Raw genomic sequence first — 25,247 nt, 5'->3', positions numbered from 1 at the left:
AGAAAAATGCAAGACGCTTAATATCCTGTCATTTCAAGGTATCCGCGACCCGACGTACTGCCTTCAAACGTGATCGGACCTTCCCAATAAGGCGTGGATGTCGCCATCCATGCCTGATCGTTGAGTGCCTTCGTTGTGATGTCTAGACCGCGACTTGGAATTCGTACCCGCCACTCCACGGGGATCGACTTGCCGTTGACATCCGCAGATCTCAGCGGTTCAAAAGACACATCGCCGGAAGCGAGCGGCGACGGCGTGCCATCAGCGCTGATCCAGTTTGCGGATGTGTAACCTTCACCGCTGTCACGCAGCCTGAAAGCCATGACTTTTTCCCCGCTATCCAGATGCAGTGAAAACCAGTCCCATCCGGTCTGGTCGGCAGCAAGCGGCTGCGATGACCATTCACGGTCAAGCCAGGCCTTTCCCTTCACTTCGACAGATTGCCCGTCAAGCTCCACCCGACCGGTGACGGCGTAGAACGGCTGCGAATAATAATAGCTCGCCTGCCCAGCCAGTGATTTTACCGAATACCCGTGGTCGCCCTGCAGTGTCAGCGGCCCCTGTGCTTTCAGGGTCAGATCATAGGAAAAATCCTTGCCACTGGCCTTGAGCGATACGCCATCTAGACCGTCCTGCTCGGCCGTAACGACACTCTTCATCTGCCAATCATCAATCCACGCAGCAAATGGCTCAGCTGCTACTCCCGCCTGCCCCACACCACCTCGGCCAAATTTTTCGGCGACATGATGGCTGGTTGCGGTCGTAAGGGCCGCGTGACCAATCCATATTTGCGGGTCGGACCAGCCTGCCCGTTCTTGCGGGGCAAGTGCCGAACGGAATAATGTCCATTGAGCACCCAGCGGACGACCATCAACCGTCTCCAGATTGGCCGTGACATACCACCATTCGATCCTGAAATCGGGATGCGCAGCGTGGTCACGTGGAAACTGCAACGCCACGCCTTTTTGCGGCACGGTAAACCCCTCGGCATTTGAACCGAGCCCGGCGAAACCCTGCGCAACAGCGGCGACCGGTGCAGCCGTGATTAATGCGAAGACGATAAAAAACGCCGTTCTAACGTTCATTGGCAAACACCCTCAGTAGATCGGCAGGATCGGTTGTGGCCAGTCGCCGCACCGGGATCAGAACCGAAATCAAAGCCGCCAGCAGCGCAACAACGCCGAGCTTCAGCCAGTCGAATGGAAACAGGATCAGGGGCAACCGCCAGCCAAAAGCTTCGACATTGACGATTGCAAGCAAAACCCACGCAAGCGCCAGTCCGACGGGAACCGCCGCGACAAAGGTCGCCAGCCACAAGGCGATCGTTCGGACGATTTCCAGTAGCGCGAGATCACGGCGGCGAAGCCCCATCGCCCATACGGGAGCAAGCTGCGGCAGTCGAAGTGCTGACAATGTCAGCAGACTGGAAAACATTGCAAATCCGGCGACCGCAAGCGTGAGAATGTTAAGCGCGCCGGTTACCGCAAATGTCTGCTCAAAGATCGCCGTCGACTGCCGTTTCAGGGCGGCCTGATCGATGACGTTGCTCTCTGGCAGGCCAAACTCTTCTGACAGCTTTTTTCTGAATTCCGGCACCTGTTGCGGTTTCATACGCAAACCATACCGAAGTTTCGCCACATCGGGATAATGCCGGACAAGTGCATCGAGCCCGATCATGACCTGGCCACTTGGATTGCCGTAGTCAGAGAACACGCCGACAATCTCTGCCGACCAACCACCGGGCAGGTTAATCCGTTCACCAAGGTTTGCCTTGCCGGTTCGCCAAAGCTGCTCATTGACAAGCGCGCCTTGTCCCTTGGCAATCTCATCCCAGGTCGAGGTGGAGCGAGCAATCAAGGGCCAGTGGTCGCGGTAGGTGACATCATCTGCAACGCCTGAAATCTGTATGTGCCTGCCAAGCACCTCACCTTCCGTGCTCCAGATCGGCAGAATCGCCGTGACATGTCCGGGCAGCCAGCCACGTAGCCTCTCGGCTTCCGCCTCATTGCGCGCCGTAACATACACCTCTGCGGCAAGACGCTGATCCAGCCAGCCCAGAAAGGTCTGCCTAAAACTGGACACCATTGTTCCGACACCGACATTGGCCGAAAGCGCCAGAAGCAGCGCCATCAGTGCCAAGGAAAGGCCGGGCAATTGCTGGCGCGTGTCAGCCCAGAACCACTGCATGAGAACCTGTCGGGACATGTATTGTCCAGCAGCCATCACCAGTGCCAACAGGGCTGGCAAAATAAGCGCTGCACCAAGCAGCAGCGCCCCAAGCACGGCAAAACCGGAGTAAAGTCCCTCGCCGGCGACTGCGATAATCGCAGAGACAAACAGCAAGGCAACGCCAATGCCTGACTGAACCATCAGCCTTTTGGTCGACACGCGCGCCCAGGCTCTTTGTTGGGCAGCCGCTAGTATCGGCATTTTCCAGACATGCAGCAGATGTTGCACCGACGACAAGGCTGTGCCAGCCAACGCCATGGCCAGCCCTGCCAGCCACCATTGCGGTCTGATCGAAAGTCCACCTGCGACACTTGCCCCGTAGAGACCGCTCAATGTCGCCGCGACACCAGGCAGGAGAGCAGATGCTACGAGGTAACCCAGCACGACGCCCAGCACACCTGCGAGAATGGCAAAGGCAATGGTTTCGATGGCAAGCATTGTCGTGAGCGAGCGCAGCGATACTCCAAGCGACCGCAATGTTCTAAAGGTCGCGCGGCGTTGCTCAAAAGACAGACCTGTCGCTGAGTAGACGATGAAAAGGCCGACTACGAATGCCAGAAAACCGAAGGCTGTCAGATTAAGATGAAAACTGTCGGTCAGATGGGCAACATCAGGTCGCCCGCCGGCATCGCGCACCATCAGCTCCGGCGCTATCGTTGTGATGGCTTCAAGCCCTGCTTTCTGGTCAGGCGAGATCACGATCCTGCTCAGTTCGCCATTGCGGTTCAGCAGCCGGTCGGCAACACTAATGTCAACAAAAGCTGCGCCATCAGGAAGATCCGCCGCTATTTTGACCGATAGACCAGCGGTATCGGTCAGGCGGGCGGCAGTCGCAGCCGACACGATCAACTGGCCGGGAGAACGGACAAATTCGGTAAGACCCGCGGCGCTTGAAACTGGGGTAAACTGTGCTTGCGAGGGCATGCTCAGTGGATCGATGCCAATCAGCCGGAGGCGCGTCTGACCAAACCTGTAGTCACCCTCGATAACCGGTGAAACGGACCAGCCCGAGCGGCGTAATTTTGCATATGTCTCGGTGGCGATAGTGCTTCCGTTTCGCGGTACCAATTGATCGAGAGCATTCTGGTCGAAGACGGCAGCCGCACGTCCGTAACTTGCCCTCGCCTCCGCATTGATTGCCTGCACGCCAGACCACAGCGCCGTCGCAAGCGCCACACCCAGAATGAGTGTGGTCAACTGCAGTGGTCTGTAACGCCAGTGGGACAGCAGCGCCCAGAAGGCAATCATCCTCATGTGACAACCCTTCCGCCACTCAGAGTGATCCGGCGGTCCAGCTTGTCGGCCAGTCTGTTGGAATGTGTTACCAGAAGAAGGGCAATATCCGCCGATTTGGTCAGTCGCAGCATGATATTAAGCACGATGTCGGCTGTGGCTTCGTCCAGATTGCCGGTGGGTTCATCCGCAAGAATGAGCGACGGTCTGGCCGCCAGTGTCCGCCCGATCGCCACCCTTTGCTGTTGACCGCCGGAAAGCTGTTCGGGGTAGCGATGAAGAAGCTGACCGATGCCAAGTTCTTCAACGAGTTGCGTTTCCCACGCCTGATCGAAACGATCCGCGAGCTTGGCGTGAAACGAGATATTGGCTTTCACATCCAGACTTGGAATGAGATTGAACTGCTGGAAGATGACCCCGACATCGCGCCTGCGAAAGCCTGCACGACCCGCATCATCGAGATTGGTGATGTCGCGCCCGTTGACAGTGATAGTGCCACTATCTGGCTTGTCCAACCCGCCTGCCAGGTGCAGAAGGGTGCTTTTGCCACTACCGGATTCACCCGTCAGCGCAAGGCTCTCGCCTTTTGCCAGATCAAGCGTCACACCTTTCAGGACCGGGATTTGCCCTTCGGCTGACGGGTATGATTTGGTGATATCAGAAAGCGAAAGGATCATGGCAGTCTCACTAAGGAATATCAGGTGGAGCCACCCGCGCGTCGTTGCCGACGTCGCCAGTTTGCGACGCGGCATGCGTCATCTTTAATTCCACAGGCCAAACGATACCACCCATTGATCACCACATGGGAGGGAAATGGCGTTGATTTGATGGGGAATGACGAATACAGGACCGTCTGCTAAGCGACGCGACAATCCTGAACGGCCTTCAAAAAGGCATCCGGCAAGCATGGTTTGTTGATCCAGAAACGGCTCGCCCAAGTAATTTCCGCAGTGGTATCAACCTGCGCATCATCAGCAGAATGCACAATGATGGGGACATTGCGGGATGAGAGGATTCCAGCGACCTCGTCCGATGCACCGTCACGCAGACGTGTCTCTATAACCGCCAGTTGTGGTGTGTTGGTGTTAAGCCAATTTTGCGCTTCGGCACAGGAGGTAAAGGTGACAATGTTTGAAAAACCGGCGCTCGTGAGCAAATCTTCGACCTCAAGGGCGATGAGCGGCTGGTCGTCCAGCACCAGAACGGTGTCATATGTACGCGTTACCAGTGTAACTTCTCCTTGCAAGAAACCTCAGCTTAGCAGTTTCTGACGCGCATAGGTGGAAGGTATGCCAGCGTACATAAAATCCGTCGAATTTCCGGAATGCTATAGAATCACCAACCGTTTGAAATAGCTCAGGGCTTAACGGCTGTGGGTTCGGACTCACGCCCGTCAACGAGTGCCATGAACGTTTCGGACCACCCCGCCTCTCGCAGTCGACTCCTAGCTCTTTTGCCTCCCCATGAATTCGCAAGTGTGACCGATGCGTTGACGCCGGTTGACCTCCCGAAAGGCGAAGTCATCGCGAGTGCCAACGGCAACATCGAGTATGTCTATTTTCTTTGCAGTGGCATCGGGTCGGTGGTCACCGCATCAAAGGATGGTCAACGGTCCGAAGCTGGCATGGTCGGGCGTGAGGGGTTTTGCCCGACTTCGGCAGGCGTGGGCGGAACCATCAGTGTTCACGAGGTGCTAATGCAGGTGTCGGGCGAAGCCTACCGCATGCCGATCGACGCGGTGAATGACAAGCTGTCGGCCAATCCGATCTTTGCAAACCTGCTAGCAAGATTCATCCAGACATTTGCCGCACAAATATCATACACGGCCCTCTGCAACGCCAATTATCAGGTCGACCAACGCCTGGCCCGATGGTTACTGATGTGTCACGATCGGCTGGACGACGATGAAATAAGCCTCACCCACGACTTCGTTTCCCTGATGCTCGCGGTTCGACGACCCAGTATCACCAACGCGTTCCATGTTCTGGAAGGCATGAAGCTTGTTGTGGCAGAGCGCGGCAGGGTGACGATCCGTGACCGGAAAGGACTTGAGGAATTTGCCGGGGGCGCCTACGGCGAACCAGAAGCGGAGTATCGTCGACTGATCGGTCCGTTTTGATCAGTTATTTTTTTAAATGATTTTGCACGACGTCGTGAAAGGATACGCTGAACAGAAGCTTGCCAGCGTCATCCGATACATCCACATATTCATCAGCCACGACGCGCCCGCTCTTGATAAGAGCAGCAACCATTTCTCGGACCGCACCAATGGCACTCACTCGAGCAGCATCATCATTCAAAAAGTCATCGCCCTCGACATCGGAAACAATTTCTCCGTCACGGCGTAGATGAAAGAAATATCGGCTCATATCGACAACATCAGTCTGAGGGCGTTGTCATGTTTGGCTTCGTTTGCAACGTTCATGGGAAAAGGTCCTTCATAAGACGCCGGTACTCTGCCTCCGGCTTTCCGTAAGCGTCATGTGCAAACTCTTCAAGCGCAGCCCTGTTCCTTATTGTAATCATGCCACGTTGTGATTTGAGGAAACCGTTACCTTCCAGCACGTGAAGTGAGGTGGTGACGCTTGGTCTACGTACGGCCAGCATTCGCGCAATAAACTCATGGGTCAGTGCGATCTCGTTTCCCGTCACACGGTCGTGGCACATCAAAAGCCAGCGTGCGAGCCGCTCATTGACATCGTGGACAGCGTTGGAAACTGCTGTCTGAGCAAGTTGGACTGAAAAAGCCTCGATTGACCGAATAACAATCTTTGAAAAGCTACTGTTTTCCATAGCAGCGCGGAAGTTATTGTAGTCAACGCGATATGCATCGCCGGAAAGCTGCATCGTTACATCGTGCGAACTGGTTTCCACTTCGGCAATGGCAGTTGTTGGCACATAACCTTCAAAGCCGAAAATTCCTGCCTCTGCACTGTTTCCGTCAGGCGTCGTAGTCACAAGCGAGCCTATGCCCGACGCCAGAAAGTATACATGATCGATCGGTTCACCTACCCGGGCGAGAACTGTGCCACGAGGCAAGTCGACATATTCCAGGTGCTTTGCAATCAACGAAAAATCGTCGGGCGGAAGAATGGATAGTAGTTTGTTCCGAATGGAATCCTGATTGGCTGAAACCATGACGTTCGCTTCCGTCTTGAGGCAAGAGTTGGCACCCCTCATCGTCTGCGCCTTCGAACACCCTGCAAACGACTACGGAAAGCTTATACGCAGGTAATCTGTTCAGCAACCCGACTTGCAGTCTTGCTTACCACCCAAATTTATTGGCTCGCACGGAACATCTGAGCCCTCTTGATGATTTAAAAGGACTAGCTCAGGAGAAAAATCATGAAAAATCCAGTATCGCCCGCCGTCCAGTCGCTCCGCAAGGAGCAGGCTGCCGTCAAAGACAAGAGCGCAAATGACGACCTGCAGAACGCGATTGAAGATACGTTTCCCGCATCCGATCCTTTGTCGATTACACAAACCTCCGTGCCTTCGGGACGGACCGATGTTGACGCCGCAGAGCAGATTGAAAACAGCGCTGACCTCATAACACCCAAAACTGCCGTCCGTGACGACGACGCTACACGTCAGGAACTGCGAGATCTCAGCAGCGAGATTACAAAACTTTCCGACGCCATTCGTTCTGTCGGCACATCATCTGCCAGATTGGCGAAAGCGGAAGTTCGCGACCAGATGGAAACGATTGAGGAGAAGGTGCGCGCCCAACCTTTATTGTGGGTATCAATGGCGGCAGCAGCGGGGTTTCTGTGGGGATCTGTCAGAGGCCGTTAACGCCCCAGCTGAAATGCCTGGCAGTCACCTCTCGAGGCGATAAATTTTTGTTGAACTGGTGTGTTGCAACAAATTTAGCCCGCATGTGTTCCTGAAACGAAGCGTGGCATCAATCTGCCCCGCCAGCACTCAAGGGAGCCAACTGTCGATGTTCAGGAAAAACTACATTCTCGCCACCACGATGCTTGCATGCAGCCTTGTTGCGGTTCCCGTTTCGGCCCAAGACAGCAACACCGCAGAAACAGGAAAAGCAAATGCGCCGCAGCAGGCACCGGCGTTTGAAAACCAGACGCGGGCACCGTTGCCTGAAAACCAGCCACGTGTCGAAATGAAGGTGATTGCCAAGGACTTGCCACACCTGTGGGCAATGGAGTTCCTGCCGGATGGCCGCATGCTGGTCACGGCAAAGGAAGGTGCCATGCACATTGTTTCGCAAGATGGCAGTGCAGTCAGCGAGCCTGTTGAAGGCGTTCCGGAAGTAGCCTCTGCTGGTCAGGGCGGCCTGCTGGACGTTGCGCTCGCACCGGACTTTGAAACATCCGGCATGATCTATTTCTCGTTTTCAGAACCCCGCCAAGATGGCAACGGCACTTCCGTGGCCGCAGCAAAATTAGTCGAGGTCGACGGTGGTGCAAAACTCGAAGGTGTAACGACCATATTCCAGCAAACACCGAGTTACGACGGTGACAAACATTTCGGTTCACGCCTGGTATTTGGACCGCAGGGTGAGTTGTATGTCACGGTCGGCGAGCGTTCAGATGCGGAAGTGCGCACCGGTGCGCAGGATCTGGCAAGCGGTTTTGGCAAGGTTTTCCGCATCGACACATCAGGCAAGGCAATTGAAGGCAATCCATTCGTCGCCACGGACGGCGCTCTCGACGAGATCTGGAGCTTGGGACACCGCAATGTTCAGGCAGCAGCCCTCGATGGACAGGGACGCTTGTGGCTGGTCGAACACGGCCCAAAGGGCGGCGATGAGCTCAATCGACCGGAAGCCGGGAAAAATTACGGTTGGCCAGAGGTAACCTACGGCATTGAATACAGCGGTCGCGCAGTGGGAGATGGTATTACCTCACAGCAAGGTACCGAGCAGCCGGTCTATTACTGGGATCCCGTTATCGCGCCCTCTGGCATGGCTTATTATGATCATGACCTGATCCCCGAATGGAAAGGTGCTTTCCTGATTGGCGGGCTTGTCAGCCAGGGCATCGTAGCAGTCCATATGGATGGTGATCGCGTCTCGCATGAGGGACGGCTCGATCTCGAAGCACGTATCCGCGATGTGAAAGTTGCACCAGACGGTTCTGTCTTTGCAGTGACCGAACAACGCGGTGGTGGAAACTCGACAATCATCAAAATTACCAATGCAACCTGACTGACACTGCGCGCTGTTTAACTGCCGCCCGCCATATCAAAGCACTGCGCGCAACTGCCAAGCGGCGCGCGCGGTGCGAAATACATACACCGGCATCTTACGCCAGCATGTTCCTTTTTTGTTCCTTTCATGTTATGCAGACGCCAATATTTTCGGGCTTTCGGAATCGTCTGGGCCTGAACGCCATCACAGCAATGGCGTGACGGACTATGTAGCAGCGCGAAATGAGAGCATTTACAGGCATCAAATGACGGCGACCTATCTGGAAAAACTGAATGACCAGCAACGAAGTGCTGTCGTGCATGGCATCGGCGCATTGGATGGGCAGATCGGCGGACCACTGCTGATTATTGCCGGTGCTGGTTCTGGCAAGACCAATACGCTTGCGCATCGCGTCACACATCTGATTGTCAATGGCGCCGATCCCCGCCGCATTCTGCTGATGACCTTCTCCAGACGGGCAGCTTCGGAAATGACCCGGCGCGTTCAACGCATTTGTCGGCAGGTTCTGGGCGAAAATTCCGCCGTCATGACGGATGCGCTTGCATGGGCGGGCACATTTCACGGCATCGGCGCGCGGCTTTTGCGGATCTATGCCGAACAGATCGGACTGAACATCGATTTCACAATCCATGATCGCGAAGATAGCGCCGATCTGATGAATATCGTCCGGCATGATCTCGGTTTTTCCAAAACCCGGGACCGGTTTCCGACCAAGGGAACGTGCCTTGCCATCTATTCCCGCGTGGTGAATTCGGAATGTTCGATTGCCGAAGCGCTTAAAACCTCCTGGCCTTGGGTCACGGAATGGGAAAATGAGTTGAAGGAGTTGTTTGGCGCCTATGTCGAGGCCAAGCAGGCACAAAACGTACTCGACTACGACGACCTTCTTCTCTACTGGGCTCAAATGGTGTCAGATCCGGAACTTGCGGGAGATATCGGCAATCGTTTCGACCATATTCTCGTTGATGAATATCAGGACACCAACCGTCTGCAGGCATCAATTCTCAGATCGCTCAAGCCAAATGGTCAGGGCCTGACGGTGGTTGGCGATGACGCACAGTCGATCTATTCCTTTCGCGCCGCTACCATTCGCAACATTCTCGATTTTCCGAAGGAATTTTCGCCGCAACCGGCTGATGTCATTACCCTTGACCGGAACTATCGATCCACACAGCCGATCCTTGCCGCCGCAAATGGTGTGATCGATCTTGCCCGGGAGCGCTTTACCAAGAATCTGTGGACCGACCGCGAATCCGAACAGCGGCCAATGCTGGTCACCGTAAAAGATGAAACGGACCAGGCCGCCTATATTGTCGAAAAGGTCCTTGCCAATCGCGAGATCGGTATATCGCTCAAACAGCAAGCAGTGCTTTTCCGCTCATCCAACCACAGTGGTGCTTTGGAAGTAGAGCTGACCAGGCGCAATATTCCATTCGTGAAGTTCGGCGGTTTGAAGTTTCTCGACAGCGCTCATGTCAAGGACCTGCTGGCCGTACTGCGGTTTGCCCAGAACCCGCGTGACCGCGTGGCGGGTTTCAGGCTGCTGCAGATGTTACCGGGTATTGGTCCACAAACGGCAGGTAAAATCCTCGATACGATAACAGCAGAACCGGAGCCGCTGATCTCGCTCGCGGAGATTCCGCCTCCACCCAAAAGTGGTGAAGACTGGGCAAAGTTTGTCACTCTGATGGTAGGCCTGAGGAAGATGGGGGCGAGCTGGCCTGCCGAGATTGGCCTGGCTCGCCTGTGGTATGAGTCCTATCTTGATCGCATTCATGAGGATGCTGACACGCGCAAGGCCGATCTCATCCAGCTTGAGCAGATCGCAGCAGGTTATGCCAACCGGGAAAGATTTCTTACTGAGCTGACCCTTGATCCGCCCGACGCAACCAGTGATCAGGCCGGGGTCCCGTTGCTTGATGAGGATTACCTGATCCTGTCAACCATCCATTCTTCCAAAGGTCAGGAATGGCGCTCCGTTTTTATGCTCAATGTGGTTGATGGCTGCATTCCTTCTGACCTCGGGGTTGGTACGACGGCCGAGGTCGAAGAAGAGCGACGTTTGCTTTACGTTGGAATGACTAGGGCGCGTGACAGCCTTTCGCTCATTACCCCGCAACGCTTTTTTACCCATGGCCAAAACACGCAAGGTGACCGTCATGTCTACGCCTCGCGCACCCGCTTCATTCCCGCGACATTGCTGCAATTCTTCGAGTCAACAAGCTGGCCGAAGATAAGCCCTAACGCCAGCGAGCGCAGTGCCACCCAGATACGCATGGATGTCGGTGCGCGGATGCGCTCCATGTGGAAGTGATGGTGAACAGCCATGCCTGACGAGAGCCCCCGTCCGATGCGCAAGATCATTCACGTGGACATGGATGCTTTCTACGCTTCAGTGGAACAGCGCGACAATCCCGAGCTAAGGGGCAAACCCGTTGCCGTTGGTGGAGCCGCAGCACGTGGGGTGGTGGCTGCGGCAAGTTACGAGGCAAGAGAATTTGGCGTTCGCTCGGCTATGCCTTCAGTCACCGCAGCGCGCAAATGCCCCCAGCTGATTTTTGTGAAACCGCGGTTTGAGATTTACCGCGCGGTATCCCGGCAAATTCGCGAGATTTTTGCGGAATATACACCGCTCATCGAGCCTTTGTCGCTTGATGAAGCCTATCTCGACGTGACGGAAAACCTGAGAGATATGCCGGTTGCGACTGAGATTGCCCTGGAAATCAGGGGGAAAATCAAGGCAGTGACCGGGCTTAACGCCTCTGCCGGCATTTCCTACAACAAGTTTCTTGCCAAGATGGCCTCTGATCTCAACAAGCCGAACGGACAAGCAGTCATTACGCCAAAAAATGGTGCGGCTTTTGTCGAGGGATTGGCCGTCAAGAAGTTTCACGGCGTCGGCCCTGCAACCGCAGAAAAGATGCACCGGCTTGGCATTGAAACGGGGGCCGATCTCAAAGCGAAATCGCTGGAGTTTCTGGCCCAGCACTTTGGCAAGTCGGGCCCATATTTTTACGGCATTTCGCGTGGCATTGATAACCGTCAGGTACAACCCGATCGTGAGCGCAAATCGGTCGGCGCCGAAGATACCTTTATTGAAGATATCGTAGAGCTTGATCTGGCAAAGGCCGAACTGGTGCCGCTTGTCGCGAAAATCTGGCGTCATTGCGAGGCAAACGGATATTCCGGAAAAACGGTGACGGTTAAGGTCAAATATTCCGATTTCCAGCAGATCACACGCAGCCGGACAGTTTCGCATTTTTTCGGTGGCGAAGCCGAACTGGTCGAAAACGCCGCTCAATTGCTGGCCAGCGCATTTCCATTTCGCAAACCCGTAAGGTTACTTGGTGTCACGATCTCCAATCTCGGAGAAACATCTGCAGCCCACGAGCATCAACTGGATCTGGCGATCTGATACGTCGACAATAAAAATCTCTCAACCACTCAGGCATACCAATGCGCGCAAGTCTCAGAGCAAAAGCCATCGCCATTTGTGACGACAAGATCGCAAAGAAAGGCGATGCCGTCGGCATTTCTTTCTATGCCTTTTTTGCCAACAAAAACGATGACTCGGACCTTCTGATGGAAGCCGCCGAGTGGTGGATCAAGACCCATAGGCTCAATCATTTTGAAAAGGCGCTGAAAGTTCGCGAGATGATAAAATCTGGCGAGTAAAACCGTGTGATTTGCATTCAGCGGCGTAACAGAAACGAACGACAGATCGCCCCGCCTACCGGGTGGTCGTCCGCGTTACATCAAGCAGAAAACATCTATTAGGGACGAATGTTGTCCTTGTTCGCAATGACCGAAGCGGGATCGCACTGCAGCCGTAGCTGTTCATTGTTTTTTGTATCGTTGCTGAATGCGTCTATCGACTTGTAAACGCGGATTTCGGCATCACGGACAGGCCCGTCATCGTTCTTATCTTCAGTGACAAAAAACGAATAGACGTAGTTCTTGTTGGCGAGACCGACCCCCATGGTCAGGTCGCTGGGATGACCAGCAATCGTATCTTTGGTGGAGAAATAATAACCGTCCGCTTCAAAATAAAGCTCTGCCGGCTTCGTTCCCACAACATAGGTATAGTAGTGGCTTTTGAGGCTCTTGTGGCTTTCCTGATCTGCAATTTCGCAAAACTCTGCCCTGGCCTCTGAACCTTTGATGTTACAGGCAAACAGCGTCTGCCAAGGAGGCATACAGTTGGCGCTGGCGGTCCAGGGAAAGAGGGCAACAAAAATCGTCAGCAAACTGCGTCTCATATGCGGTCCTGTAAACTCGGCCCGGAACGCAGGCCTACTGAAAATGCCATCGCGCCCGGAGATGGAATCGCGATAGCTCACCATAGGGGAACTCTACTCTGAGGAGTATCAAAACTTGAGTTCCACCAGAATACCGGGGGCAACATACAATGCGCCGTGACAACTTCGGTCGGCCTGCGCCGCTGTAACAACAACCAAATGCCATGTACACACGGCGGACGTTTATCCCGATTTGGTCGTGATGTCGCTGTTTTGCCGTTGCAACAAACGGTAACGAGCCTGACTTCCATTTAGGTGCGCACGCATTGCTTCACGCGCTGCATATTCGTCGCCAGCCGAAATGGCATCGACAATCCGGCCATGCTCCTCGTGCAATTGCGCTAGATATTCAGTTTCGCCGGCTTCGCTTCTTTTGTTCAGGATAATTCTCGGCACCAAGGCTTCGCCGATCAGTGTCATGAAGGCCACAAATTTTGGAGAATTGGCCGCCTTCGCCACAGCAAGATGCAGCGCATATTCCGCCTCAGCGGTTGGTAGACCGGCCTGTATCTGCCTCATATGGGCGTGATGACATTCGATAATATGTTCTTCCTGTTGCGGCGAACGTCTCAAGGCAGCAAGGGCAGCCGCTTCCGATTCAACCGCAACACGGATTTCAAGCATCTCCAGTACGGAGGAAATCCGGTTTTGGTCCATGTCCTGAAGGCGTGGCGTTGCCGGATCAATCGGGCTGGAGGTCAGGATAAACACCCCTGCCCCCTGCCTGGCCTCAACAAGCCCGTCAGCACGAAGAGAGGCGATTGCTTCTCGCACGACTGTGCGACTAACCCCATGTGCTTCCGTCAGTTGGGTTTCACTCGGCAACTTGTCCCCGGCGCGAAACATGCCATCCCGAATTTGCTGACGCAGTTCACCGCTTAAGTGGAAGGCAAGCGTCCCACCTTTTTTCCGACCGTGTGTCTGGCGCTCAAGCCCCAAAGAATGTCCTCTCCGTTAGGAAACGTGTTGAACAACCTTTGCCAACATTCACTTGTATGTCAAGTGTTCGAAATTTTTATCCAGGACACAATAACCAATCTCATAACACGCGAAATTTACACGAGCTTCGCGCAGCATATTGATAACTTGTATGATGTGTAAGTTCGATATTTCTGAAACTATTTTTAACTTACCTCGCACGAAAACCATCATAAACATCTGATATAGATAAATTAAAATCGAACTTCATATCTCGCATCTATAGAAAAGCATATCCAACGTAATACTTACGGTTGAAAAATAGACAAATTTATATAACACGTACTTTTTTTACGATAAGTCATCACACAACTATTGACGCCCATTCTCTTTTGCGAATAAAAACATCCCGTCATCTCACTGACGCGCCCTGAAGGAAGAGGGCGCATGAGGCGATGACTGAGGAGGCATTTCATGAAGATCACCGACGTCATTGTGACGAAGTTTGTGCACAAGACCCGCAAGCATCAGGACAGCCACGGGCACTCCCATCCCGGGCCAGAAAAGGATGCCACGCAGGCAATGCTTACCGTCCGGGCAGACGACGGGTCCGAAGGTTACGCGTTTCAAAGCCCGGACGCCCTACGTCCCGGTATCGTCGATAAATATTTCCGCCCCATGCTTATCGGCGAAGACCCGATGGCACGCGAACGTCTCTGGCAGCGGATCGAACATCAGCAACGGGGGTCGGGTGGACATCTGGCCGACCGGTCCATCGGCGCCGTCGATCAGGCTCTGTGGGATTTGGCCGGACGTGCCTTGGGCCTGCCAATGCACCGGTTGATTGGAACCTATCGCAACAAGATCCTGGCCTATGGCTCAATCATGTGTGGAGATGAGCTGGAAGGCGGCCTGTCGACGCCGGAGGACTATGGCCGTTTCGCCAAAACTCTGGTCGCGCGCGGTTACAAAGCCATCAAGCTGCATACCTGGATGCCGCCGGCAAAGGGTGCGCCTAACGTAAAGCTCGATATCGCAGCCTGTGCTGCCGTGCGCGATGCCGTTGGCCCCGATATCGCTTTGATGCTGGATGGATATCACTGGTACAGCCGCAGCAACGCTTTGAAAATTGGCAAAGCATTGGAAGAATTGGACTTCCATTGGTTTGAGGAACCCATGGATGAAACCAGCATGTCATCCTATCGCTGGCTGTCACAAAACCTGTCTATACCCGTCATTGGACCGGAATCCGCGCCAGGCAAACATCACACCAGAGCAGAATGGATCCGCAATGATGCAAGCGACATCATGCGGTGTGGCGTGCTGAATGCGGGTGGCATCACCCCAATGATCAAGGTTGCGCACCTTGCGGAATCCCACGGGCTGGATTGCGAGCTTCACGGAAACGGCGCTGCCAATCTGTCGCTCTGCATGACCGTGCCGAACTGCACATATTACGAACGTGGACTGCTGCACCCGTTCCTCGATTATGAGGTTCCTGCCCTTTATCTCAACACCATCTGCGACCCGATGGATGAAGAGGGCTATGTGCATGCCCCTGATATCCCGGGGATCGGTGACGATATCAACTTCGACTACATCCGGGATCATCAGGTCCCCTGAAATACATAATCCATCTGCAACTATGCCTTTGAGGAGGAAGGTATTCGATGCGTATAGGAACATTTCTCAAATCCGCCAGCCTTGTAGCGTTACTCGCATGCGCAGGCATGCCCGCTCTGGCAGAAACGCCACCGGACCAGCTGATCGTTGGCGTTAGTTTGGTCAACATGTTGTCGCTCGACCCCTCTGCAATGAGCGGCCGGGAATCGACAGAGGTCAATAGCAACATCTATGACAGTCTCCTCGAGACAGATCCGGTCGAAAAAGGTGTGTTTCACCCACGCCTTGCGTCCAGCTGGGAGGTAAACGACGCCCGTGACACCATCACTTTCAAATTGCGTGACGACGTCAAATTCCACTCCGGAAATCCTTTGACTGCCAAAGACTTCGTGTGGTCGGTGACCCGTGCATTTGCTCTTGGCATCGGTGGCTCCAACATTCGTGTCTTCGGCTACAACGAGAAGAACATTGCGGAAATGATAACCGCGCCTGACGATCATACGGTCGTTGTCCGATTGCCTAAAGCAAGCGATCCGGACCTGATACTCGGCGTCATCGCCGGTTCCGGCATAGGCATGGTCATCGACAGCAAGCTTGCCATGGAGCACGAGAAGAATGGTGACTTCGGTCAAGCCTGGCTGACGACCAACAGTGCAGGCTCCGGCCCATTTAAATTAGTGCGCTGGCAGGCCAATGACACCGTCGTGCTGCAGCGGGTCGACGACCATTGGTCCGGGCCCGCGAAGATGCGCCGCATCATCTACCGCCATATGCCAGAAAGCCAGTCACAGCGTCTGGCGCTGCAGCGCGATGATATCGACATTGCGATGGGCATGTCTGTCGCCGACGTCAAAGCATTGCAGACCGATGAAAAGCTGGCCACCGCCGAAGTGCCAAGTGGTAACGTTTATTATCTCGCCGTCAGCATGAAAGACGAGAAGTTTAAGGATCAACGGGTACGCTTGGCATTACGCCATCTGATCGATTACGAAGGCATCAACGAAACAATCCTGCCCTTTTACGGTAAATTGCATCAGCGACCGTTGTCTCCCGGCCTGCCCGGCAGCCTGCCTGATCCGGGCTACAAGCTCGATCCGGCATTCGCCAAGGAGCAGCTTGCCGCCGCAGGTTATCCCAACGGCTTCAAGACAACGATCCGGGTTCTGGCAGACTCGCCTTTTGTAAATGTGGCAACTGCCATTCAGGCGTCACTCGCACAAGGCGGCATCACAGCCGAGATCATCACGGGCAATGGCGACCAGACATACGGGGCCATGCGTGATCGCAAGTTTGAAATGGTTGTTGGCCGCGGCGGTGATCGCAACGGCTCGCATCCATACACCAGCCTGCTGTCGCTTGTTTACAACCCTGACAACACCGACGAAGCTAAGCTCTATACGCTTCAGGCATGGCGAACCTCTTTCCAATCCAAGGAGATCAACGAGTTGCTGGACGCAGCGCTGATCGAACCGGACGCGGAAAAACAGCGCGCGAGCTATGAAAAGATCCAGGCGCTCTATGAGGAGCTGGTACCATCTATCCAGGTCATCTCCCAGAGCTACGACACGGTTGTCTATCAGGCAGATCTGAAGAATTACATCGCCCATCCCTACCAGACGACGCGATACCGCAACCTCGAAAAGGACCGCTAGGTATTTCTTGGGGTCATCTGATCGCCATCACCCAGAAGATCGGCGGAACAAGGACGTTCCGCCGGACAAACTCGGGAAATTTCCATGTTTCGTAAATTGCTGCCAAGGCGTGCGGACGGTATCGTCCAGCTGCTTTCCTCGGTCATCGTCACTCTTTTCCTGCTGGTGACCCTGACCTTCTTTCTCGGCCAAGTCATGCCGGTCGATATCGTGTCACGACTGGTTGGTCCGGATGCGGATTCCCAGACCTATGAGGCGATGACCAGACGTCTGGGACTGGACCAACCCATCTGGGAACAGTTCCGCCTTTATATCGGCCGTATTATCACTGGGGACTTTGGTACCGCCCTACTGACCGGGAACCAAGTCCGCGACGATATCCTCAGGGTGTTCCCTGCGACGATTGAACTTGGCAGCCTGGCGCTGCTGATCGGAGCAGGTATCGGCATCCCCCTTGGCGTTCTTGCTGCCGTCAAGCGCAATACACTGGTTGATCACTTCATTCGTGTCATCACGCTCCTTGGCCATTCGGTGCCGATTTTCTGGTTGGGCATGGTCGGGTTGTTGATCTTTTATGCCTGGCTCGGCGTGGTCGGCGGATCGGGTCGTGTCGCCAGCTATTATGATGATCTTGTTCAACCGGTCACCGGCATTATCCTGATTGATTCCGCCGTTGCTGGTGAATGGGACGTGTTCTGGAGCGCAATAAGGCACATCATCCTTCCCGCATCGATCCTTGGGTATGCCTCCATGGCATCTTTATGCCGGCTCACCCGCAGCTTCATGCTCGATCAGTTGGGGCAGGAATACATCATCACCGCGCAGGTAAAAGGCCTTTCGCCTTCACGGGTTGTCTGGGGCCATGCATTTCGCAACATCCGAGTGCAGCTTCTGACTGTTGTGGCACTGGCCTATGGATCGATGCTCGAAGGTGCATTGCTGATCGAAACGATCTTTGCATGGCCAGGCTTTGGCCAGTACCTGACCAACAACCTGTTACTGGGCGATATGAACGCCATTATGGTCTGTGTTTTGCTGGTCGGTGTGATCTTTATCACTCTGAATATGTTCACCGATTTTCTCTACAAGATATTTGATCCGAGGACGACGCGATGAGCGATATCATCCCTCTCAAAGGTACCACGTCGCCGGAACGGCCGTTTCTTCTGCGTGACGCAAAGTCCCCTCGCGAAGCGCTGATGCAGCGTGTGGCCTTGGGCTGTCTGGAATTGCTTGGAAACCGGCTTGCGCTCATCGGTCTAGTCATCATCGCGCTGCTGGTCTTTATGGCAATATTTGCGCCGCTGATTGCCACCCACGATCCAACCATACAAAATCTTCGCACCGCTCTGCAGCCACCATCCCTGGCAAACTGGTTCGGGACGGATGAATACGGTCGCGATATCTGGAGCCGTATCGTCTATGGTTCGCGCGTCACCCTCTACATTGTGGCACTGGTGACCATCACGGTTGCCCCGATCGGCCTGATCGTTGGCGCTGTCTCCGGTTACTTCGGTGGCATCGTTGATCTGGTTGTGATGCGTATAACGGACCTGTTTCTCGCATTTCCCAGCCTGATCCTGACACTGGCCTTCGTAGCAGTGCTCGGACCGGGTCTGGAACAGGCCGTGTTGGCTATTGCCCTTACAGGCTGGCCCAGCATCGCTCGCCTCGCACGCGCAGAAACCATGACTGTGCGGGATGCCGACTACATAGCGGCCATGAGGCTTCAAGGCGCCACTGACCTGCGCATCATATTCGGCTCTATTCTGCCGATGTGCCTGCCATCTGTCATCGTGCGCCAGACACTTGCAATGGCATCTGTGATCCTGACTGCAGCCGGCCTCGGTTTTCTCGGCCTCGGCGCCCAGCCTCCGGCCCCTGAGTGGGGTGCCATGACCTCAACCGGTCGGCAATATATGCTCGACAGCTGGTGGGTCATCACCTTCCCCGGACTTGCGATCATGATCGTCAGTCTCGCTTTCAACCTTTTTGGAGATGGCCTGCGTGATGTCCTCGATCCCAAACGTAAATGATGATGCCGAACCTCTGATCGAAGTTGAAGATCTTTGGGTGAAGTTCCGGCTACGGGCTGGTGACATGACCGCCGTGCGCGGCCTGTCCTTCACACTTGGACGCGAAAAACTTGCGATTGTCGGTGAGAGCGGCTCGGGAAAGTCAACAGTTGGTCGCGCCCTGCTGGGACTGTTGTCACCAAACGCAGTTGTCGAAGCCAAGGCACTACGTTTCCGTGGCACAGATATTCTCAGCGCAAGCCCGCGCGAAATGCGCCAAATCCGCGGCGCACGCATCTCAATGATCCTGCAAGATCCGAAGTTCTCGCTCAACCCGGTCATCACCGTCGGTGAGCAGATCGCGGAGGCCTATCGCGCGCATCACAAGGTCGGCCGTCATGTGGCCAAAAAAAATGCCCTTGAGATGCTCGAAGCGGTGCAAATTCGTTCACCCGAACGGGTCTATGGCCTCTACCCGCATCAGGTGTCCGGGGGCATGGGTCAACGCATCATGATTGCCATGATGTTGATTTCGGATCCTGACGTGATTATCGCCGATGAACCGACGTCGGCGCTTGATGTGACTGTCAGGCTACAAATTCTGGCCATTCTTGATGATCTCGTGCGCAAGCGCGGCATGGGCCTGATTTTTATCAGCCATGACCTCAATCTCGTGCGATCGTTCTGCGACCGGGTTGTCATCATGTATGGCGGCCAGGTCATGGAAACCATTGCTGCCAAGGACCTCGACAAAGTCCAACATCCATACAGCCGAGGCCTGCTGGATTCCCTGCCGTCACTGGAAACACGTCGACCGGCTTTGCCTGTCTTGCGCCGTGATCCGGCATGGCTTGCACAAAAGGAGCAACATCCATGATCAGGGTTGAAGAACTGAACCTTTCCTTCGGCGCGGGGCATGACGACCATCAGGTACTGTTCGACGTGAATTTTGATGTGCCGAAGGGTGAGATATTCGGACTGGTGGGCGAAAGCGGTTCGGGAAAATCGACTGTCCTGCGGTGCATTGCAGGTCTTTACACACACTGGACCGGAAAGATCGATGTGAACGGACATCCGATCGGCGGAAAAATCCAAAAGAGCCATTATCGGCAAATTCAGATGGTGTTTCAGGATCCCTATGGCTCCCTGCACCCGCGGCACACGATTGACAGCACTCTTTCTTCCCCACTGAAGATACACGGCATTGGTGATATCAACCGGCGTGTTAACACAATCCTTGAGCAAGTCGGCTTACCGCTTGCGGCGCGGTATCGTTATCCGCATCAGCTATCTGGTGGTCAGAGGCAACGTGTCGCAATTGCCCGCGCGCTGATCCTGGAGCCTTCGGTACTTCTACTTGATGAACCGACATCCGCGCTCGACGTATCAGTGCAGGCAGAAATCCTCAACCTGCTGTCGGATGTCCGCAAGGAACGTGGTCTGACCTACATCATGGTCAGCCATGACCTGTCGGTCATCGCCCATCTCTGCGACCGGCTTGCGGTGATGCAGGGCGGCCGGATCGAGGAAATTTTGCCCGTCAGCCAACTGATGTCAGGTGATGCGCAACAGGACTATACCCGCACCCTTTATGAGGCCAGCCGCAGTTACGACCGCGCCATGGCCGATGATCTGACCCGCGGGCGTGTGAGGACAGAGGCGACATGATGGAAAGAACCAGTCTTCATGACGCCGCAGGTTTGCGCGATTTTGCCACATCCGCATTGTGTGCTGCGGGCCTTGCCTCCAGCATGGCGCCAACGGTTGCGGAAGTGCTTGTTGAGGGTGACTTGATGGGGCACGACACGCACGGCTTGGCCCTGCTACCTGCCTATCTTTCAGCCTTGGAGAACGGCGGCATGGCCCGCTCGGGACAGCCCGAAGTCCTCAGGGATTGTCCTGCCGCCATGTTGTGGGACGGATGTTTTCTGCCCGGCCCATGGTTACTGACGGAAGGTTTCAGGCAGGGCGTTAAGCGCGCTCATGAAAACGGCACGTTCACGCTTGCCATTGCAAGAAGCCATCACACGGCAAGTCTTGTTGCCTATTTGCGACCAGTCGTTGAACAGGGCATGGTTGCAATGATCACCGTTTCGGACCCAACGGAAGCCTGTGTGTTGCCATTCGGTGGCACGGCCCCGCTGCTGTCGACCAATCCGCTCGCTTGGGGTTTCCCAGGCTCCGAAGGTGCAATCCTGGTTGACGTCAGCACCTCAACGACCACCAATGGCATGGTCCGGCGTCTGTCGGAGCAAAACCGGCTTTTCCGCGACGAATTGCTGGCTGACAATGCTGGCCGCGCCAGTCGCGACCCCGCTGTGCGCTTGACCGATCCGCCGGGCTCAATCCTGCCGCTGGGCGGCATGGCCTCCGGTCATAAAGGCACAGGGCTTGGCATTGTGGTCGAGGCGTTAACCCACGGTCTTTCTGGCAACGGTCGTCACACCGGTCCGCAAGGCTGGCAGGCCAATGTGTTCCTGCAGGTTTTTGACCCAGAGATTTTTGGCGGGCGCTCGGCATTGGAAACGGAACTTGGCCATCTCGCGCGCAATATCAGGGCCAACAAACCGGCTGATCCCGACAACGCCGTAAGACTGCCCGGTGATAGGGCACTGAACAACCGCGCCAGACACCTGTCGCAGGGTGTGCCGTTGATTGCGCCAATCTACCAGAAACTGGAAGAGTGGGCGGTGAAGTTGAAAATCGACATGCCCGTGTTGGTCTCATGACGACCTGGCGCAAACATCCCGAACGGATATGATAATATGCGGAAAATACTACTGACCGGTGCTGCCGGCGTCATCGGAACTGACGTTGCACGTCTTTTGCCACATCATGGAGAGTTCTGGCGGTTAACCGACATCCGCCCGGCTAGTCCATCGGCAACATCCAGGTCTGGAAACGTTGAGTGGGTTCAGGCTGATTTGACCGACCCCGAACAGGCAAAACGGCTCTGTGACGGTGTCGACGCGGTCATACATCTGGCTGGTCAACCGCGTGAACGCGAATGGTCCGAGCTGCTCGGCCCAAACATTGTCACCTGCACAAATCTGTGGGAGGCAATGCGGCAACAGGGCGTCAAACGTGTCATCTTTGGAAGCTCAAATCATGCCAGTGGCATGTATCCTGCGACACAGACGCTAAGCGGGACGGAAGCTGCACGACCTGACTCGCGTTACGGCATCACAAAAGTCTTCGGTGAGGCATTGGGCAGCTGCTACGCCGACAAATTCAACATCAAGTGTTTTTCCATTCGTATCGGCACATACCGCGAAACACCGTCCATTGAACGGGAACTGGCGACCTGGGTTTCGTCACGTGATCTCGCCTCACTGATCCGGGTCGGACTGCAGGCTGAATATCACAATGAAATCGTCTATGGTGTTTCCAACAATAGTCGAAGCTGGTGGCGTAACGACCGTGCCTATCAACTCGGCTATGCACCGCAAGACAATGCGGAGACATATGCACCAGAGATTGCCATGACCACGCCTGATAAGAACGATGTCGCCACGGTGTTGCAGGGTGCCAATCATGCCGGGCGGGATTTTACCGGCAATCTGGAGTGGCTCGCAAACCGACGGGTTGGAGAATGAGCCGACATCTGATTGCCATCTGCAATGCCCGATCTGCAAATATTCAGTTCCACGTACTGGATACGACTGACTGGTCGTTGATTGATCTGGAGGCCGTCGCTGTGCCCGGAGCAATCGGGCCGGGAGATGCAGCCCCCATGGCTGTTTCTCGTTCCGGCGATCGGTTCTGGCTAGCATGGCGGGGTGACAGTCGTGCCATTCACAGTTTTGCAATTGACCGGAGCCGACCCGGTGCAGTGTTACTGGGCAGCTTTCCAATTGAGCAGAACATTTGCCATTTGTCCCTTACCGATGATGAAAAACATCTTCTCGCCGCCGGAGGAGAGGATGGCGCGGTGTTTTCACTCGATGATGACGGGCGGGTCATGCGGTCAACAGATCGGGTTACGGCAGGCCCGATGGCGCACTGCCTCATGGTTTCAGGCCATCTCGCATTAGCAACTTCCTGTCGAGGCGATCTGGTCAGGCGCTTTGACTTCGATCCCGAAAACGGCGCGCTGACTTTCCACGACCAGATATCCATGGAGAACAACTCCGGTCCACGCCATCTGGCCATCAGCGCGGATCGCTGTTTTGCCTATGTACTGCTGCAAGAGGGCGGCAAGGTTGTCACAATCTCGCTCGGAGCTAAGATGGAGATTGTTCATACCCTTTCCATCATCGACGACAATATCCCCGCCATGTCCGGCGAAATTGCGCTTTTTGATGAAGGCAGAAGCCTTTTGGTGACCGAGCGCAACACCAACCGACTCATATGTCTGGATATTGACCCCGACACTAGACACCCTGCCCTTCGAACTGAAGTGACCACCCCCGATTATCCTCGCGCTTTTTTTATCGACTTGCAGGGCCAGTTTGTCACCACTCTTGGTTTTCGCGGCAATCGTGCTGCAATCCACAGCCTGACGTCTGACGGCGGCATAGTTCGCCGACTGGACTTTGCAACCGGAGAGCGTCCCAGCTGGGTCTTTTCCGTTGCGTTGGATTGAAGCCTGTCAAACAATGACGGACGAGCGGCCTCTTACCGAGACGGGGGCGCCAGGGGTTTCTGTGAGCGTAACCTCAATCCGGCTCGGCTGCCTCATATCCTCGCCTTGATGAATGACAAAGGTGCCATCGCTGAGTATTTGCAGGTCACGCAACATTCCTGCAAAAGCGGCCGCTGCTGCACCTGTTGCAGGGTCTTCCAGCACCCCGCCAGTTGCAAATGCGTTTCGCGCCTGGAAACGCCTTTCCTCTTCACGGAAGATAAAGGCCACTGTCCCGATCCGATGCTTTTCCATAAAACGACGACCTTCTTCGAGATCGTAGTCCATCCGCTTCAATGCGTCGCGAGTGTTGAGAGGCAGGACAAGATGTTCGGTGCCCGCATTGGCGCGACGCGGCGGCAAAAGAGGATCAAGCTCGTCCACTGTATAGCCAAACAACGACAAAGCCTCATCAACCAGATCAGGATCGGCCGGACTGCTGCGGGTTGGCGGCGATAGAAGAGTGCTTACCCACGTCCCGTCGATCTGTTCGGCAGACACTTCGATCTCAGCCTTAGAAAGACTGAGGGCATAACGGCCCGGTCCTTGTGTATCACCGAGAACCGCTCCCAGCGCGATTGTTGCGTGACCGCAGAAAGGCACTTCTGTTTCAGGTGCGAAATAACGAACCCGCCAAGACCCGTCCGGGTTCGGACTTGCAAATACCGTCTCGGAATAACCGACCTCGGCGGCGATGGCCTGCATTTGCTCGACTGAAATGGGCCCTTGCGTCAACAGAACACCGGCCGGATTTCCTCCCAAACCGTTGTTGGTGAACGCCGAAATTCGTTTAACCTGCACAGCACTACTCCTAATATTTTGCGCCAACAAATTAGCAGCAGTTTCGTCGCAAGTACTTTTATTATGAAAAATCAAGGAGAATATCGCTTTCTATTTGAGAAGGAAATCAGCTAATGTATGACGATGAAGAAAATCAGTCTCGACTCGAAAGATCGTAGTATCATCGACGAACTTTTGGCGGATAGCCGCAAGAGTTCACAGGCGATTGGCTCAACTGTCGGCCTGTCACCGCCGACCGTGCGGGAGCGCGTCAGACGTCTTGAAGATGAAGGGGTAATCGAGTGTTTCACAATCGAGGTCCCCTCGAAAATGCTGGGATACAGCCTTGAAGCCATCGTGCGGGTCGAGCCGCTTCCGGGAAAACTGCACATCGTTGAGAAAATTCTTCAAGACACCTCTGAAATCACACAATGTGACACGGTCACAGGCGACGATTGCTTCATCGCGCGTATGGTGTTGAGAGATATTCAGGACCTCAATCGACTACTAGACCCGCTTCATGACAAGGCGCGCACCAATACGAGCATCATCAAGGGAACCCCCGTACCAAGACGACGCGCACCTTTTGCGGACAATGAATAGTTTGTTGCCATCAGGGTTCTGCGGATCGCAGGAAAACCGACCAGGCTTCCAATCCAGCCAATCCCCGCTTTTACTGCGGTTCAATTATGCTTTAGAATC

The 25,247-nt window shown here is 54.8% G+C and carries 25 protein-coding genes; 16 read left to right on the top strand and 9 right to left on the bottom strand.

What is annotated here, in order from left to right:
* Positions 1 to 17: 17 nt before the first annotated feature.
* The 4 genes from PYL13_RS24735 to PYL13_RS24720 form a co-directional block, all read right to left on the bottom strand.
* Complete coding sequence (locus PYL13_RS24735) at positions 18 to 1,085, bottom strand: lipocalin-like domain-containing protein (protein WP_275642622.1); 1,068 nt, start codon at positions 1,083 to 1,085, stop codon at positions 18 to 20.
* Complete coding sequence (locus tag PYL13_RS24730) at positions 1,075 to 3,483, bottom strand: ABC transporter permease (protein WP_275642621.1); 2,409 nt, start codon at positions 3,481 to 3,483, stop codon at positions 1,075 to 1,077. Before PYL13_RS24730 ends, PYL13_RS24735 begins: the two co-directional genes overlap by 11 nt.
* On the bottom strand, positions 3,480 to 4,139 hold the full coding sequence (locus PYL13_RS24725) for an ABC transporter ATP-binding protein (RefSeq protein WP_250984029.1): 660 nt from the start codon (positions 4,137 to 4,139) through the stop codon (positions 3,480 to 3,482). Before PYL13_RS24725 ends, PYL13_RS24730 begins: the two co-directional genes overlap by 4 nt.
* Positions 4,140 to 4,318: 179 nt before the next feature.
* The gene (locus tag PYL13_RS24720; RefSeq protein ID WP_275642620.1) at positions 4,319 to 4,708 is read right to left on the bottom strand and encodes a response regulator; all 390 of its coding nucleotides are present in this window, start codon (positions 4,706 to 4,708) and stop codon (positions 4,319 to 4,321) included.
* A 159-nt stretch (positions 4,709 to 4,867) separates the two neighbouring features.
* Here PYL13_RS24720 and PYL13_RS24715 point away from each other — a divergent pair, with 159 nt between their 5' ends.
* Positions 4,868 to 5,581: a Crp/Fnr family transcriptional regulator gene (locus tag PYL13_RS24715; RefSeq protein ID WP_275642619.1), complete on the top strand. Its 714-nt coding sequence runs from the start codon at positions 4,868 to 4,870 to the stop codon at positions 5,579 to 5,581.
* Positions 5,582 to 5,585: 4 nt separating this feature from the next.
* On the opposite strand, the gene PYL13_RS24710 is transcribed toward PYL13_RS24715, so the two are convergent.
* Together PYL13_RS24710 and PYL13_RS24705 are read right to left on the bottom strand one after the other, a co-directional pair.
* Positions 5,586 to 5,831 (bottom strand): DUF6894 family protein, encoded by a 246-nt coding sequence (locus tag PYL13_RS24710; RefSeq protein ID WP_250984031.1) that lies wholly within the window; start codon positions 5,829 to 5,831, stop codon positions 5,586 to 5,588.
* A gap of 52 nt (positions 5,832 to 5,883) precedes the next feature.
* Positions 5,884 to 6,600, bottom strand: coding sequence for a Crp/Fnr family transcriptional regulator (locus PYL13_RS24705; RefSeq protein WP_275642618.1), 717 nt, complete (start codon positions 6,598 to 6,600; stop codon positions 5,884 to 5,886).
* Between the two features lie 207 nt (positions 6,601 to 6,807).
* On the opposite strand from PYL13_RS24705, the gene PYL13_RS24700 reads away from it, so the two are divergent.
* The 5 genes from PYL13_RS24700 (at position 6,808) to PYL13_RS24680 (ending at position 12,310) form a co-directional block, all read left to right on the top strand.
* Positions 6,808 to 7,257 (top strand): hypothetical protein, encoded by a 450-nt coding sequence (locus tag PYL13_RS24700; protein ID WP_275642617.1) that lies wholly within the window; start codon positions 6,808 to 6,810, stop codon positions 7,255 to 7,257.
* 148 nt (positions 7,258 to 7,405) lie between these two features.
* Entirely contained in the window at positions 7,406 to 8,632 is a 1,227-nt protein-coding gene (locus PYL13_RS24695; protein WP_275642616.1) for a PQQ-dependent sugar dehydrogenase, read from the top strand.
* A gap of 247 nt (positions 8,633 to 8,879) precedes the next feature.
* Entirely contained in the window at positions 8,880 to 10,949 is a 2,070-nt protein-coding gene (locus tag PYL13_RS24690; RefSeq protein ID WP_275642615.1) for an ATP-dependent helicase, read from the top strand.
* Between the two features lie 12 nt (positions 10,950 to 10,961).
* Positions 10,962 to 12,050, top strand: a complete 1,089-nt coding sequence (dinB, locus tag PYL13_RS24685) for a DNA polymerase IV (protein WP_275642614.1) — start codon at positions 10,962 to 10,964, stop codon at positions 12,048 to 12,050.
* Positions 12,051 to 12,091: 41 nt separating this feature from the next.
* Positions 12,092 to 12,310: a DUF6500 family protein gene (locus PYL13_RS24680; protein ID WP_275642613.1), complete on the top strand. Its 219-nt coding sequence runs from the start codon at positions 12,092 to 12,094 to the stop codon at positions 12,308 to 12,310.
* Positions 12,311 to 12,408: 98 nt separating this feature from the next.
* Here PYL13_RS24680 and PYL13_RS24675 read toward each other — a convergent pair whose 3' ends face one another.
* Together PYL13_RS24675 and PYL13_RS24670 are read right to left on the bottom strand one after the other, a co-directional pair.
* A complete protein-coding gene (locus tag PYL13_RS24675) occupies positions 12,409 to 12,978 on the bottom strand; it encodes a hypothetical protein (protein ID WP_275642612.1) in 570 nt (189 codons plus the stop codon).
* 138 nt (positions 12,979 to 13,116) lie between these two features.
* Positions 13,117 to 13,872 carry a FadR/GntR family transcriptional regulator gene (locus PYL13_RS24670; protein WP_275642611.1) on the bottom strand — a complete coding sequence of 252 codons (756 nt, stop codon included), beginning with the start codon at positions 13,870 to 13,872 and terminating at the stop codon, positions 13,117 to 13,119.
* 453 nt (positions 13,873 to 14,325) lie between these two features.
* On the opposite strand from PYL13_RS24670, the gene PYL13_RS24665 reads away from it, so the two are divergent.
* From PYL13_RS24665 to PYL13_RS24625, 9 genes are all read left to right on the top strand, one after another.
* Positions 14,326 to 15,474: a mandelate racemase family protein gene (locus PYL13_RS24665; RefSeq protein ID WP_275642610.1), complete on the top strand. Its 1,149-nt coding sequence runs from the start codon at positions 14,326 to 14,328 to the stop codon at positions 15,472 to 15,474.
* A 47-nt stretch (positions 15,475 to 15,521) separates the two neighbouring features.
* Positions 15,522 to 17,126, top strand: coding sequence for an ABC transporter substrate-binding protein (locus PYL13_RS24660; RefSeq protein WP_275642609.1), 1,605 nt, complete (start codon positions 15,522 to 15,524; stop codon positions 17,124 to 17,126).
* An 84-nt stretch (positions 17,127 to 17,210) separates the two neighbouring features.
* Positions 17,211 to 18,242, top strand: coding sequence for an ABC transporter permease (locus tag PYL13_RS24655; RefSeq protein WP_250984041.1), 1,032 nt, complete (start codon positions 17,211 to 17,213; stop codon positions 18,240 to 18,242).
* Between the two features lie 83 nt (positions 18,243 to 18,325).
* Positions 18,326 to 19,162, top strand: coding sequence for an ABC transporter permease (locus PYL13_RS24650; protein ID WP_275643061.1), 837 nt, complete (start codon positions 18,326 to 18,328; stop codon positions 19,160 to 19,162).
* Positions 19,137 to 20,018, top strand: coding sequence for an ABC transporter ATP-binding protein (locus PYL13_RS24645; RefSeq protein WP_275643060.1), 882 nt, complete (start codon positions 19,137 to 19,139; stop codon positions 20,016 to 20,018). The genes PYL13_RS24650 and PYL13_RS24645 overlap by 26 nt, the downstream gene beginning before the upstream one ends.
* Complete coding sequence (locus PYL13_RS24640; RefSeq protein ID WP_275642608.1) at positions 20,015 to 20,809, top strand: ABC transporter ATP-binding protein; 795 nt, start codon at positions 20,015 to 20,017, stop codon at positions 20,807 to 20,809. The genes PYL13_RS24645 and PYL13_RS24640 overlap by 4 nt, the downstream gene beginning before the upstream one ends.
* On the top strand, positions 20,806 to 21,870 hold the full coding sequence (locus tag PYL13_RS24635; RefSeq protein ID WP_275642607.1) for an Ldh family oxidoreductase: 1,065 nt from the start codon (positions 20,806 to 20,808) through the stop codon (positions 21,868 to 21,870). The genes PYL13_RS24640 and PYL13_RS24635 overlap by 4 nt, the downstream gene beginning before the upstream one ends.
* A 36-nt stretch (positions 21,871 to 21,906) precedes the next feature.
* Positions 21,907 to 22,737: an NAD-dependent epimerase/dehydratase family protein gene (locus PYL13_RS24630; protein WP_275642606.1), complete on the top strand. Its 831-nt coding sequence runs from the start codon at positions 21,907 to 21,909 to the stop codon at positions 22,735 to 22,737.
* Positions 22,738 to 22,814: 77 nt separating this feature from the next.
* Positions 22,815 to 23,726, top strand: a complete 912-nt coding sequence (locus tag PYL13_RS24625) for a lactonase family protein (protein ID WP_303299149.1) — start codon at positions 22,815 to 22,817, stop codon at positions 23,724 to 23,726.
* Positions 23,727 to 23,732: 6 nt separating this feature from the next.
* On the opposite strand, the gene PYL13_RS24620 is transcribed toward PYL13_RS24625, so the two are convergent.
* Positions 23,733 to 24,566 carry a PhzF family phenazine biosynthesis protein gene (locus PYL13_RS24620; RefSeq protein WP_275642604.1) on the bottom strand — a complete coding sequence of 278 codons (834 nt, stop codon included), beginning with the start codon at positions 24,564 to 24,566 and terminating at the stop codon, positions 23,733 to 23,735.
* Positions 24,567 to 24,683: 117 nt separating this feature from the next.
* Between PYL13_RS24620 and PYL13_RS24615 the strand changes: the two genes are divergently transcribed.
* Positions 24,684 to 25,148 carry an Lrp/AsnC family transcriptional regulator gene (locus PYL13_RS24615; RefSeq protein WP_275642603.1) on the top strand — a complete coding sequence of 155 codons (465 nt, stop codon included), beginning with the start codon at positions 24,684 to 24,686 and terminating at the stop codon, positions 25,146 to 25,148.
* Positions 25,149 to 25,247: the final 99 nt, after the last annotated feature.

The organism is Agrobacterium sp. Azo12 (assembly GCF_029193765.2).
Classification (GTDB): Bacteria; Pseudomonadota; Alphaproteobacteria; order Rhizobiales; family Rhizobiaceae; genus Agrobacterium.
Note: the sequence above shows the minus strand (reverse complement) of the source record. Positions and strands in the feature narration are given on the sequence as shown.